The sequence below is a fragment of the Micromonospora pallida genome, assembly GCF_900090325.1.
Classification (GTDB): domain Bacteria; phylum Actinomycetota; class Actinomycetes; order Mycobacteriales; family Micromonosporaceae; genus Micromonospora; species Micromonospora pallida.
Genome location: NZ_FMHW01000002.1, coordinates 6,077,024 through 6,089,763 on the forward strand (window position 1 = coordinate 6,077,024; position 12,740 = coordinate 6,089,763).

Consider the following 12,740-nt stretch of genomic DNA (forward strand, 5'->3'; position numbering starts at 1 on the left):
CTACGCACCCGCCATGCCGCCCGTGCCGTCACAGGTGAGAGTCCGGATCCCGGTGGGCGCGGCGGTGCGTACCTCGATCGTGCAGACGTCCGTGCCGGCGGTCACCAATCGCAGCGAGCCGGGTCGCCCCCGGGTGACCACGCTCAGGTCCTCGTAGCCGGAGACGGTGAGCACCGTGTACTGCCAGTCGTCCGCGCAGAGCGGCCCGCTGCGTACGCGGACCCCGGAGCCGCCGGGCAGCGCCCCGGGTGAGTCGCGGACCAGCCGGAGGACCTGCTGGCCCGAGGGGCCGTTGCGGCAGGGGGTGGCGACCATGCCCGAGGAGTCGGGGGTGGTCGGCAGCGCGGTTGGTGGCGCCAGCGGCACGCCGGTGGGCGGACCGGGGGAGACCGTGGCGGGCGGGGCGGCAGTGGGCGACGGTCGGCTGGTCGACTGCTGCTCCAGTTCAGGAGGAGCCCCGCACCCGCCGAGTACGACGGTCAGCAGGCTGAATGCCAGCAGCCGGGAGAGCGTGGTGGGCACGAACCGGTCCTTGATATAGGTGGACGTCGTTCGACGGAGGGCCTTGCCCATGGTAGGACGCGACGGGCCCCGGGTGAAGTCAGTCGACGAACCGGTGACCGGCTCCACTCAGGGCGGCCGCCGCCTCGGTCAGGCGTACCGCCGGCACCAGGAGGTGGTCGGTGTCGTATGTGGAGAAGACCACCATGTTGACCCGGGCCTGGGCGAGCGGGCCGACCAGCGCGGCCAGCACCCCGGTCACCGGGAGTTCCAGCGGGCCGACGACGCGCAGGCATCGCCAGGCGGTCTCCATCGGGGCGTCGCCGGGCACCCGGTCCGCCGGGCAGATCAGCGAGACGCCGTCGGCCGACCAGCTGACCGAGACGACCTGTCTGGTGCCGAGGTCGCTCCAGAGCGCGGGCGGGAGAGCGGCACCGGCGGTCAGTCGACACACCGCGTACTCGCCCGGCAGCAGAGCGATATCCAGCATGAGGGCACCTTACGACGTCCAGGAGGCCCTGGGATACGACGTTCCGCCGCGTCGTCGCCGGTCAGACCCCGGAGAAGAAGGTGAGTGAACCGGCGACAACGCCGTCGGCGAGCACCGGTGTGGAGATGGCGTCGACGGTGGCGTCCGGCGTGTCCGCGCGGGTGGCCTGCACCCGGAGCAGGCCACGGGCGAGTCGGCCGGAGGAGAGCGCCAGCAGCGGGGGGATCTTGTCCACCTCCTGCTCGGTCAGCTCGCCCCGGTTGGCGGTGAAGTCCAGCAGGCGCAGCCCGCCGTGGAGCAGCGGCAGCCCGATCAACTCGCCCGGCGTGCCCAGGCAGAGCAGCTCGCAACCAGAGGTCGACACCGCGGCGACCTTGGTCTCCAGATCGATGAGCAAACAGGGCTCCAGCGCCCGGGAGACGGTGGTCAACCACTGCTCGAAGTTGCCGAACCCGGGCTCTGTCGGGGTTCGTGCCGCCGGCACGAACACGTCCGAAAGCGAGAGTTCGACGTGGGCCACCGAGCCTCCTCTGTGCATCGCCGGGCTGTCCACACTGGCTGGCCGCCGCCCACCGGCAACCCGCGGAAGCCACCGAATCGCCGGTGGCGCGGGTGCAGCCAGCGGATGTACCGGCGACGACGCGGGCCAGTGGCGGATCCGGCCGCGTGGCGTCGCCGGTGACGTTACCGGTGGTTGGCTCGCTTGTCAGCGGCCATTCGGCTTTGGTCGTACCACCGGTAGTCGGCGGTTGGACGGTACGTGCCGTCGGTCCAGGTGCCCGGGTGCCGTGCGACCTGCGCGAGTTTCTCGGCGGTGGCCGGGCTGATCCGTGCCCCGCCGGCAATGAGCAGCCGGTCCAGTTCGCGGTGCGTGGCCATGAGAATGTCCTTCGGCAGGCCGTAGACGCTGATGTCGCCAGATCCGACGAAGGCCAGCACCGGCGTCACCGGGATGGTCTTGCCCACCGCCTTGGTGAGCACCCGGCCGGCCCGCTTGGCGTCCCGGCGAGCCTCCGCCACGTACGGCGGGCGCTTGCCATTGATCTGGACGACGTCCCCGGCTACGAGCACACGGGTGCGGCCGTGGTCGACGATGCTGATCGCGAACAGCCCGCTGGGGCCGATGGCGAGGAACCCGGCACGGTCGTCCTGGACCGGGTCGAGGAGCGTGTCGGCCAGGTCCGCCCGCGGCCACTCGATCACGTGCCAGGCCGGCCCGAGGGTGTCGAGCTGGCCGAGCGCGCGGGCTCCTGCGGCCTCCAGGCGGCGGGCGCCCTTCTCGGCGCGCCGACGACGCGCCCAGCCGAACGGCGAAGGCCGGGTCGGCGCGGGGAGGCCGGGGGCCTCGGCCTGAGACTGTGGAACCCCCCTGGGCGGCAGTGCCCGACTGGTGGATACGGCTCGACGTGCGGGAAACACAGACATCGCGACCTCCGGCAAAAGGTCCCTCGAAGTTATGTCCTCACTACCCTACGTGGCTAGACCGGTAGGTCGGCAAGTCGCAGCACCGGAGTGAGTGTGGATGAATGCCACATTCATGCCCTTCTCTTTTCCCGGATGCCGTCAACCACTGGCCTAGGCTGCGTGGGTGGCCCACTACGTGGACAGTGAGGTCGGCCGGCTCCGCACCGTGCTTCTGCACCGGCCCGGCCCCGAACTTGCGCGACTCACCCCCCGCAACAACGACTCACTTCTGTTCGACGCTATCCCATGGGTGGGTAGGGCGCAGGAGGAGCATGACGCCTTCGCCGCCGCCCTGCGTGAGCGTGGGGTGGAGGTGCTGTACCTCGCCACCCTACTGGCCGAGACCCTGGCCGTCGCGGAGGCCCGCACGGAGCTGACCGACCAGGTGCTCCGGGACCGCCGCCTCGGTGACACGCTGCGCCAGCGGGTCGCCGACCACCTCGCGTACCTCGATCCGGCTGCCCTCGCCGACGTGCTCGTCGCCGGCCTGGCCCACGAGGAACTGCGGACCAGCGGGGACCGCCCCGGCGGGCTGGTCTACACGCTCATGGACCGGCACGACTTCGTCATCGACCCGCTGCCGAACCTGCTCTTCACCCGCGACTCGTCGCTGTGGATCCGCGACCGGGTCGGGGTGACCAGCCTGGCCATGCCGGCCCGGCGCCGGGAGACCTCGCTGACCGAGGCGATCTACCGGTACCACCCCCGCTTCGCCGACTCCCGGTTCGTCTACGAGCCGGGGCTGGAACACGTCGAGGGTGGCGACGTGCTGCTGCTCGCGCCCGGCGTACTGGCGGTCGGGGTGGGCGAGCGGACCACGCCCGCCGGTGCGGAACGCCTCGCCCGGAGGGTCTTCGCCGCCGGACTGGCCCACACCATCCTGGTGGTGCCGATCGCGCAGGAGCGGGCCACCATGCACCTGGACACCGTCTGCACGATGGTCGACGTCGACGCCGTGCTGATGTACCCGAACGTCGCCCACACGCTGTCGGCGTACACGGTGGTGCCGGGCCCGGACGGCGAGCCGCAGGTGGACGGGCCGGCTCCGTTCCTGCGTGCGGCGGCCGACGCGATGGACCTCGACACCCTCCGGGTGATCGACACCGGGCTGGACCCGGTCACCGCCGAGCGCGAGCAGTGGGACGACGGCAACAACACCCTCGCCCTGGCACCCCGGCTCTGCGTCGGCTACGAGCGCAACGTCGAGACCAACGCCCAGCTCGAACGGGCCGGCATCGAGGTGATCCCGATCGCCGGATCCGAGCTGGGCTCGGGCCGGGGCGGACCGCGCTGCATGTCCTGCCCGCTGGTCCGCGACCCGCTGCCGCTGCCCGGCTGAGGTGGTTGCAGGGGACCCTTCCTCATCAAAAAACGGTAGTAAGGGTCCCCTGCAAACACCCGGAAGGAAGGGCAGCTCGACTCAGCGCAGCGTCAACTGACGGCCGAGCAGGCCCTGGCGGGCCCGGCGGCCGGCCGCGTCCAGTGGGGTCCGGTCGGCGAGCGCCTCGGCGTACCGCTTGGCGAACTGGGCCAGCGGCTCCTCCCACTCGGCGGCGGGCGGCTCGCCGGGCAGGTCCCAGACCGGCACCAGCCGACCGTGCGCCCGGAACATGCCGGCGAACCGGGTTTCCTCGCCCAGGGTCAGGGTGCCGGCCGCACCGAGCCGCGCCAACGTGTCCAGGGCGGCGTCCTCGTCGTCGGGAAGGACCCAGCGCACGTGCGCCTTCTCCGGCACCTGGCACCAGTACGCGGCGCGGGCGGCGGAGAGCTTGACGGTCGGGTAGACGGCCGCGTTGGCGCGTTCCAACGACGCCTGCACGTTCGGGTCGTCGCCGGCGCCGGGGTCGAGCCAGAACTCGAACCCGTCGTGCATGCTGACCTCCAACGGCCCGTCGACCAGGACGTCCTGGAGCCGGGGGCCGGGGCCGGGCAGCGGGGGTACCGGGACCGACCGGCCCGGCTCGGTACGCAGAGCGCAGAGCAGCGCCTCCGCCAGGTCGCGGGAGACGTCACCGGACTGCAGGTGCCGCTGGAGCCCGATGAAGATCCGCCCGTCCGGCTTGGTCATGGCCGGGGTGGCCATCGGCAGCACCGTCGCCAGGATCACCGGACGGTCGCCGTACTCCTCGACCAGCGCGGGCGTCAGGCGCAGCGGCGCGGACGCGGCCGGCACCAGCTCGCGCAGGGCGATCCACTCCGGCTCGTCGGTCAGTCCCTCGAACGGGCGTGGGACGAAGACGTCCCGCACCTTCTCCCGCTTCGGGGTGTCGTCGGCGGTCCGCTGGTTCTTTCGACGCTTGCTCACGGCGAGACAGCCTAGAGGCCGAACGGCCCGGATGTGGATCGCCTGGCCTCACCCGGCAGCGACGAGGCCTCACCCGGCGGCGACGAGATCGTCCCGGGCCGCGCCGGTCGGGTCGAAGTCAGCCCAGACGCTCTGCCCGAGGCCGTCGCGGTCGACTCCCCAGCGGCTCGCCAGCCCGGCGACGATGTGCAGCCCGCGTCCGTCGGCCGCGTCCAGCCCGGCGGCCCGCATCTGCGGCGGCGCCGCCGCCCCGCCGTCGGTCACCCGGATCCGGACGTGCTGCCCGGCGTCCTCCGACCGCAACCGCCAGGCCACCCGGACCACTCCGCCGGGTAGGGGGTCGGCGTGCCGGACCGCGTTGCCGACCAGCTCGGCGAGGACCGCCACCAGATCGGCGAGCAGGGCCGGCGGTACGTCCTCGGCGAGCACGGCGGCCAGCCGGTGCCGGGCGAGGCGCGCTCCACTCGCGTGGTGGGGCACCACCACGCACCAGGATCGCTCCGTCAACCTCACCGACACGCCCGTGCCTCCTCGCCGCGTACCCCGCGGCAGGTGGGACCTCACCCGCGCGGCAGCCGCACCTCTGCGACGGTACCTCCACCCGTCCTCGGCCGTAGTGATACCCACCCGTTCCGCCGTTCCACGAGACGGCGCACGAGATAGAGACCGAGCCCCGCCCCGGGGTAGCGCCGCCGGTCCCCCGACTCGCCCTGCCAGAACCGCTCGAAGGCCCGTTCGACATGCTCCGGCTGGATGCCGATGCCCCGGTCGCTCACCCGGAACGCCACGGTCCGCTCGTCCGCGTCAGCGCTGATCTCGATCGGGGAGCCGGGTGGGGAGTACTTGTCGGCGTTGGTGGTCAGCTCGGCCAGGACCGTCGCCAGGTCGACCCGGTCGCCGAGCGCCCGGGGCAGGTCGGCGGGCAGGGCCAGGACGATCCGCTGGCGCAGCCCGGTGGGCAGGTCGGTGACCGCCGACCGGAGCGCCTCGGCGAGGTCGAGGGCGGTCGCCGGGGTGTCTGCGCCCGGCCCGAGGTCGGTGGCGGAGGAGAGCAGCCGGTCGACCAGGCGGGCCAGCTCGTTGGCCCGCTGGCCGATCACCCGGGCCGCCCTGCGGCGGTCCGCGTCGGTGAGGGAGTCCCAGTGGTCGGTGAGGGTGTTCGCGTACCCCTTGATGACGGTGACCGGGGTGCGCAGCTCGTGGCTGGTCACCGCGACGAAGAGGTCCCGCTCCTGGTCGGCGAGCGCGGGCGCCACCGGCCCGTCCCCGGGCACCGGCAGCCCGGTCCGGTCGCCGTACATCTGCGCGACGCAGGAGGCGAGGTACCCGATCACCGCGCTCTCGTCGGTGACCTCCCCGTCCGCCGTCGGATGCAGGGCGTGCAGGCTCCCGACCGACCGTCCACCGGTCTCGGCCCGCGCGGCGACCAGCCAGCGGAGCCCTCGCCGGGTCAGCTCCTCGACCAGGTTGCCGGTGAACCGGTCGACCCGGATGCGCTGCACCCGCGGGCCGTGCAGCAGGCAGGCGGTGGTCGGGTCGGCGGGGGACAGCGGCCAGCCGACCGCCCACTCGGCGGCGCCGGTCGCCGCGATCACCCGGCCGCCGGCCGGGGTGAACTCCACGAACGCCATGCCCGCCGCGCCCAGCGCGGGCTGGGCCACCTCGAGCAACTGGGTGAGCACAGGTAACCCGGTGTAGCCCGAGTTCATCCTTTCGACGACGGCGTTGTGGCCGGCGATGAGAGCGGCGTAGTCGGGTCGCTCCGGCATCCCCAGAGTGTGTCCTTTCACTCGGATTCTGGACACCCCGGACCTGGTACGACGCGCGGTTCAGCCACGCCGCGCCAGGGCCAGGGCGGGTCGGTCGGTGATGATGCCGTCCACCCCGGCGTTGAGGACCAGGTCGAGGTCGTCCGGTTCGTTGACCGTCCAGACGTAGACCTGGTTGCCGGCGGAGCGCAACGCGGGGACCAGCTGCGGTCGGGCCCGGACCAGCGCGATGCCGGGCCCGGCGACCCGGGCGCCGAACGGCAGCCGGCCCGCGCGCAGCCACGCCGGCAGGCTGTCCAGCAGCAGGACGGTCGGCAGCGCCGGGGCGAGTTCCCGGGTACGCCGCACCGCCAGCGGCGAGAACGACATCACGGTGATCCGTACCGGGTCGTCCGGGCCGGGCTCGGCGAGGCCGTACCGGCGCAGCAGCTCGACCAGCCGCCGTTCCACGTCCCCGCCGTACCGGGTGGGGTGCTTGGTCTCCACCAGCAACCGCACCGGTCGGCCGGCCGCGAGCACCGCGTCGAGCAGCCGCTCCAGGGTGAGCAGCCGGGTGCGTGCCGGGTCGACCGGCTCGTCGGCGTCGAGCGGTCCGCAGCCCGGGTGCCAGGAGCCGAAGTCCAGCGCGTCCAGCTCGGCGAGGGTCCGGGTGCTGACCCGGCCGTGCCCGTTGCTGGTCCGGTCCAGCCGTGGGTCGTGCACGCAGACCAGGTGCCCGTCCCGGGTCAGCCGGACGTCGCACTCCAGCCCGTCGGCACCCTCCTCGATCGCCCGCAGGTACGCCGGGAGGGTGTGCTCGGGCAACACGGCTGAGGAACCCCGGTGGGCGAAGACCAGTGGTGCGCTCATCCCCGTCGGCCTAGACGACCTGACCCGGTGCCCCGCTGTCGGTGGTGACCGGACGGCCGGCGGCGGCCCACTGCTGCATCCCGCCCTCGACGTTGCGGACCCGGTCCCACCCGTTCTGCACCAGGTGCGCGACGACGTGCCCCGATCGACCGCCGGACCGGCAGATCACCGCGACGTCGACGTCGGTGGGCACCTCGGCGAGCCGGGCGGGTAGTTCCATCATCGGCAGGTGGTGCGCGCCGGGGGCATGCCCCGCCGCCCACTCGCCGTCCTCCCGCACGTCCAGCAGGTAGGTGGCGTCGGTGATCTCGTTCACGGTCACGGTGGGAATCTGGGGTCCGAACACGGGTAAAGGTTAGACCCCGATCGTTCCGCGTGGGTGCACCCCCGGGGCCCGGTGGCCGCGCGCCGCACGGGCGTCAGAGCCGGTTCACCCAGCGCGGGTTGGCGGCGGCCCACGGTGCCATCCGTGCGGCCCGGACGGCCGCGAAGAGCGCGTTGCCACCGTCGTCCAGGACGACGTACGACACCTGGCCGATGAGCTGCGGCGACGAGGGCACCCGGACGCCGACCAGCCCGTCGGCGGGGAGCGCGCGCAGCGCCAGGACCAGGTCCTCCAGGGGTACGCCGTTGGTGTCCACGGTCAGCGAGTCGCCCACCGCCCGGATGAGCGAGTCGAGCCGGAGCGGATCGCCCAGCAGGTTGGTCTGTCCAGCCCGGTCGAGCATTGCCCGGAGCAACTGCTGCTGGTGCCGCTGCCGGTCGTAGTCGCCGTCGGGCAGGTCGTAGCGCTGCCGGACGTAGTCCAACGCGGCGGCCCCGTCCATCTGCCGGCAGCCGGGAGCGAAGACGGTGCCGGTGTGCACCGACCGGACTTCGGTGTCGACGCACATCCGGACGCCGCCGAGCAGGTCGATCACCCGACGGAGTCCGGTGAAGTCGACCACGGCCGCACCGTCGAACTCGAGCCCGGTGAGCCGGTGCAGGGTGGCCGAGAGCAGCCGGGCGCCGCCGGCACCCCCGCCCCCGAGGTCGTACGCGGCGTTGATCTTGTCCTGGCCGCCGCGGTACCCGTTCGGCGCGGGCGGGATGGCGACCAGCAGGTCACGGGGGACGGAGACCAGGTACGCCTGACGGAGCCCGGCGGGCAGGTGCACGATCAGGATGGTGTCCGAGCGCTGGTCGGCGTCGTCCGCGCCACGGAACCGGTCGGAGCCGACGAGCAGGTAGTTCAGCGGGCCGTCCGGGTCGGTTCGGTCCCGGCGGGCATCGTCGTCGAGCAGTTGCCCCCGGGCCACCGAGCTGTCGTAGCGTTCGGTGAGGGCCCGTACGCCGATCAGGGCGGCCACCGCGACCACGGCCAGCGCGAGACCGACGCCGACCAGCGTACGAGCCCAGTGCGGCGCGCCGGTGCCCATCGGCCCCGACCCGGTCCGCGCTGACCTGGACGTGACGCCTCCCCCGTTGGCCTGAGACGAGCCCTGCTCACCTCAGGCTACGAGGGTGTTTCGCGTCATGTGTGGCCTTCGCCCGATCCACCGGATCTGACCCGGGCTGGCTCGACCCGATCGCGCTCGTCGCTACCGCCGGCCGAGCCCGCGCTGGCGCCCCGGGTCACTTCCGGGTGGAGAGGACGCCCGGGTTGGCGAAGACGAACTCGGCGAGCTTGTCCTCCTTGACCGCCTTGAACATGTCCATGGTCAGCGGGCTGAGCGACTCCCGGCCGTGCTCGTTGACGTGGAAGGTGCCGTTGTTCGTCCGCAGCATGGTCAACTCGTTGTCGGTGACCCCGCGCATGGTGAAGACCAGGTCCGCGATCTCCGCCCGACCGGTGTCGATGATGAGCGTGTCGCCGGCCGCGTCGAGCAGTTTCCTCAGCTTCAGCGGGTTGGTCATCGCACCGTCGCTGATCGCCTTCTTGGCCATCGCCTTGATCAGCTGCTGCTGGTTCTGTTGGCGGTCGTAGTCGCCGTTGGCCAGGGTCTTCCGTTGGCGGGAGTAGTCCAGGGCCTCCCAGCCCTCCATCTCCCGGCAGCCCTTCTTGTGCAGCACGGGGGTCCTCTTCTTGCCGGTCTTCTTGGCGTCCGCGTTCCACATCGGCTTGCCGTCGACGTACGACATGTGGATCGACGTGACCTCCTGGGCGACGCAGATGCGTACGGTGCCCAGGGCGTCGATCACCTTCTTGAACCCGCCGAAGTTGATGATCGCCGCGCCGTCGAAGCTCACCCCGGTCGCGTTCTTGATGGTCTGCGCCATCAACTGGGCCCCGCCCTCCCAGCCGCCGCCGTTACGGGCCCCGTAATGGAACGCGGCGTTGATCAGGGTGGTGTCGCCGCCGAAGCCCGTCTTCTTGAACGGCGGGATCTGCACCTCGGTGTCCCGGGGGATCGAGATCAGGTACGCCTGGTCGTGCGTCGCCGGGATGTGCAGGATGATGATGCTGTCCGCCCGGACGTCGTCGGCCGCCCAGGTCGCCCGGGCGTCCACGCCGAGCAGCAGCATGTCGATCGGGCCCTCGAGCGTGTCGCCACCCTCGGCGTTGCTCTTGCCCGCGTCGCCGAGCAGGTTCTGCTGGGAGATGCTCCCGGTCGCCTGACCGATCAGCGCCTTGCTCCCCACGATCGCCGCACCGCTGGTCATCATCAGCACCGCGCCGACGACCACGGTGAGTCGGGCCCAGAGCGGGTCCTTGCGCCGCTTCCGCTTCGGGGATGTGTCCGTACCACGGCCGCCACCCCGGCGGGACGGCGGAACCACTGAGGCGGAAGCCCGGCCGGCAGGGGCGGGTTCCCGCGACGACGGAGGGCGACGGCGGGTCTGCACCGGCATGCGTACTCCAGCTCGCGATATCGGGGGCGGGACCACTTTACGGATCCACCCTCGATCTGGCGAGTTCATCTCGCCGCCATTTCACGTTTTACCCGCCGTCGTCGCCGATTGCTGACCGAACGGCTGACATACGAGAAACCGGTCGGCGGCCGGAACGTCCGTTAAGGCGTCCCGGCCGCCGACCGGTGCTGACGTCGGTCGAAGCGTCAGCCGCCGTTGGATTTGGCAGGCTGGTTCGCCTTGACCCATTCGGCCATGCGGTCCCCGGCCATCGCCCGGTACATCGCCAGCGCCTTCTCCCGGTCGGAGACCACCACGGACTGGCCGTCGATCGTCTCGCTGCCCAGGTGCGGGCTGGTCACGAAGGTGAGGTTCTCGCCGCGCAGCTTCCGGAACTGCACCGCCATGTCTGCCAGGGAGAACCCCTCGTCCACGGTCACCGCGTCGGTCGTCGACTTGAGGAAGGCGTTCAGCTTGCGGGGACTGGTCAGCGTGTTGCTGCTGGCCGCCTTGTCCATCAGCGCCCGGAGGAACTCCTGCTGGTGCCGCATCCGGGCGAAGTCGCCGTCCGGGAACTGCTTACGCTGGCGGATCCAGTCCAGCGCCTCGGCCCCGTTCATGTGGTTCACGCCCTTGGTGAACGTCCGGTACGGCTTGTGGATCGAGGTGACGGTCCGTTCCACCGGCAGGTCCACCCCGCCGAGCGCGTCGGTGACCTGCTTGAATCCGGCGAAGTCGACCGCCATCACGTGGTCCAGGTGCACGTCGGTGAAGCACTCCACCGTCCGGACCGCCAGCGGGAGACCACCGAAGGCGAAAGCCGCGTTGATCTTTGCGCGCTGGCCGGTCCCGCACTCCGCGTTCGCGCTCTCGGGAATCGGCACGTAGAGGTCGCGGGGGATGGAGACCAGGTACGCCTCGGCGTGGTTCGAGGGGATGTGCATCACGATGATGGTGTCCGCCCGCCACTTGCTGGACTGGTCGATCGGGGCGTCCGGGTCCCGCGAGTCGCTGCCGACCAGCAGGATGTTGAGCGCGCCGTCGACCGCCTTGGCCGGCCGGTCGCCGGTGATCTCCGAGAACGGGTCGGTGCGGGCCAGGTCCTTGTCCAGACCCCGGGCGTAGACCCAGGCGCCGATGCCACCGAGGAGCGCGAGCACCAGTACGGCGACCCCGGCGACCAGCGCGATCCGGCCCCAGCGCGGACGGGGGCCCGGGCGAGGGGGACGACCGGGGCCACCTGGCCCGGGAGGACCGGCCGGTCCGGCGCCGGCCCGACGGGGTGCGGCGTCGGCCGGGTGTCGATCGTCGCCCGGCCGGGCCGGGGGGTACCGGCGGTCCGGGTCGGAGCCCGGGACCGAGGCACGCCCGGCGGAGCCCCAGTGCAGGTACGGGAGCGGGAGACCGGCTGACGAAGTCGCTGACATGTAACTCAGGGTACGGAACCGGAGCCAGTCACGCCTTCAGGTGACGCTCAGCCGGCCGCCGAACCTGTGCGGGAAATCAGCCCAACCGCTTCCGGAAGTGGTCGATCGTGCGCCGGAGGCCGTCCTCGGGGGAGACCTGGGGCTCGTAGCCGAGCACCTCCCGGGCCAGGGAGAGGTCCGGCCGCCGCATCTCCGGGTCGTCCGCGGCCCGGGTGACATAGGTCACCTCCGAGCTGCTGCCGGAGAGCGCCACGATCAACTCGGCGAGCTGGCGCATCGACATCTCGTGCTCGGTTCCACAGTTGATCGGCCCGGTCTCGGTCGAGTCGAGCAGCAGCAGGATGCCGCGCACCAGGTCGTCGACGTAGCAGATCGAACGGGTCTGCGCCCCGGTCCCGTGCACGGTGATCGGCTCGTCGCGCAGCGCCTGGGCGATGAAGGTGGGGATGGCCCGCCCGTCGTCCGGCCGCATCCGGGGGCCGTACGTGTTGAAGATCCGCACGATGCCGACGTCCAGGCCGTGGAACCGGTGGTAGGCCATGGTGGCCGCCTCCGCGAACCGCTTGGCCTCGTCGTAGACGCTGCGGACACCGATCGGGTTGACGTTGCCCCAGTACGTCTCCCGCTGCGGGTGCTCCTTCGGGTCGCCGTACGCCTCGGAGGTGGAGGCCAGCAGGAACCGGGCCCCGTCGGCGACCGCCCGGTCCAGCAGGTGCAGCGTGGCGACCGAGCCGACCCGGAGGATCTCGATCGGGAGGCTGGTGAAGTCGGTCGGACTGGCCGGGGAGGCCATGTGCAGGATCGCGTCGAAGCGCTCCGCCAGCGCCGGGTGGTGGGTCGGCAGACCGTCGGAGACGTCCGCGTCGACGAGGGTGAAGGTGGGACGCTCGGCGAGGTGGGCGACGTTCTCCTTGGACCCGGTGACGAAGTTGTCCACCGCGACCACCGTGCAACCCCGGTCGAGCAGCACGTCGACCAGGTGCGACGGGACGAAACCGGCACCGCCGGTGACGAGAACTCGGTGACCGGCGCCGAAACGGGGAGCTACCTTCATACCGGTTAGCCTACTCAGCGGCACCGCGTCACGCCGTATCGACAAGCGG

General features: G+C 71.9%; 14 protein-coding genes. 1 reads left to right on the forward strand and 13 read right to left on the reverse strand.

The genetic code is table 11. The features are described from left to right. From GA0074692_RS25580 to GA0074692_RS25595, 4 genes are all read right to left on the reverse strand, one after another. Entirely contained in the window at nucleotides 1-573 is a 573-nt protein-coding gene (locus tag GA0074692_RS25580; protein WP_245730452.1) for a hypothetical protein, read from the reverse strand. A 28-nt stretch (nucleotides 574-601) separates the two neighbouring features. Then, on the reverse strand, nucleotides 602-991 hold the full coding sequence (locus tag GA0074692_RS25585) for an ACT domain-containing protein (RefSeq protein ID WP_091648403.1): 390 nt from the start codon (nucleotides 989-991) through the stop codon (nucleotides 602-604). Between the two features lie 61 nt (nucleotides 992-1,052). Then, nucleotides 1,053-1,511: a hypothetical protein gene (locus GA0074692_RS25590; protein WP_091648406.1), complete on the reverse strand. Its 459-nt coding sequence runs from the start codon at nucleotides 1,509-1,511 to the stop codon at nucleotides 1,053-1,055. 164 nt (nucleotides 1,512-1,675) lie between these two features. Then, the gene (locus GA0074692_RS25595) at nucleotides 1,676-2,416 is read right to left on the reverse strand and encodes a hypothetical protein (protein WP_091648408.1); all 741 of its coding nucleotides are present in this window, start codon (nucleotides 2,414-2,416) and stop codon (nucleotides 1,676-1,678) included. A 163-nt stretch (nucleotides 2,417-2,579) separates the two neighbouring features. On the opposite strand from GA0074692_RS25595, the gene GA0074692_RS25600 reads away from it, so the two are divergent. After that, on the forward strand, nucleotides 2,580-3,794 hold the full coding sequence (locus GA0074692_RS25600) for an arginine deiminase (protein WP_091648410.1): 1,215 nt from the start codon (nucleotides 2,580-2,582) through the stop codon (nucleotides 3,792-3,794). A gap of 81 nt (nucleotides 3,795-3,875) precedes the next feature. Here GA0074692_RS25600 and GA0074692_RS25605 read toward each other — a convergent pair whose 3' ends face one another. From GA0074692_RS25605 to GA0074692_RS25645, 9 genes are all read right to left on the reverse strand, one after another. Beyond that, the gene (locus tag GA0074692_RS25605) at nucleotides 3,876-4,760 is read right to left on the reverse strand and encodes a DUF5926 family protein (protein ID WP_091648412.1); all 885 of its coding nucleotides are present in this window, start codon (nucleotides 4,758-4,760) and stop codon (nucleotides 3,876-3,878) included. 69 nt (nucleotides 4,761-4,829) lie between these two features. Further along, the gene (locus tag GA0074692_RS25610) at nucleotides 4,830-5,246 is read right to left on the reverse strand and encodes an ATP-binding protein (RefSeq protein ID WP_091648414.1); all 417 of its coding nucleotides are present in this window, start codon (nucleotides 5,244-5,246) and stop codon (nucleotides 4,830-4,832) included. Between the two features lie 74 nt (nucleotides 5,247-5,320). Next, nucleotides 5,321-6,529 (reverse strand): sensor histidine kinase, encoded by a 1,209-nt coding sequence (locus tag GA0074692_RS25615; protein ID WP_091648416.1) that lies wholly within the window; start codon nucleotides 6,527-6,529, stop codon nucleotides 5,321-5,323. 60 nt (nucleotides 6,530-6,589) lie between these two features. Beyond that, nucleotides 6,590-7,378: a glycerophosphodiester phosphodiesterase gene (locus GA0074692_RS25620; protein WP_091648418.1), complete on the reverse strand. Its 789-nt coding sequence runs from the start codon at nucleotides 7,376-7,378 to the stop codon at nucleotides 6,590-6,592. Nucleotides 7,379-7,388: 10 nt separating this feature from the next. Beyond that, a complete protein-coding gene (locus tag GA0074692_RS25625; protein WP_091648421.1) occupies nucleotides 7,389-7,724 on the reverse strand; it encodes a rhodanese-like domain-containing protein in 336 nt (111 codons plus the stop codon). Nucleotides 7,725-7,797: 73 nt separating this feature from the next. Next, complete coding sequence (locus GA0074692_RS25630) at nucleotides 7,798-8,796, reverse strand: LCP family protein (protein ID WP_091648423.1); 999 nt, start codon at nucleotides 8,794-8,796, stop codon at nucleotides 7,798-7,800. Between the two features lie 196 nt (nucleotides 8,797-8,992). Then, nucleotides 8,993-10,138 (reverse strand): LCP family protein, encoded by a 1,146-nt coding sequence (locus tag GA0074692_RS25635; RefSeq protein ID WP_483819083.1) that lies wholly within the window; start codon nucleotides 10,136-10,138, stop codon nucleotides 8,993-8,995. 278 nt (nucleotides 10,139-10,416) lie between these two features. Further along, a complete protein-coding gene (locus GA0074692_RS25640) occupies nucleotides 10,417-11,637 on the reverse strand; it encodes an LCP family protein (protein WP_091648426.1) in 1,221 nt (406 codons plus the stop codon). 76 nt (nucleotides 11,638-11,713) lie between these two features. Next, nucleotides 11,714-12,691 carry an NAD-dependent epimerase/dehydratase family protein gene (locus tag GA0074692_RS25645; protein ID WP_091648428.1) on the reverse strand — a complete coding sequence of 326 codons (978 nt, stop codon included), beginning with the start codon at nucleotides 12,689-12,691 and terminating at the stop codon, nucleotides 11,714-11,716. Nucleotides 12,692-12,740 lie beyond the last annotated feature (49 nt).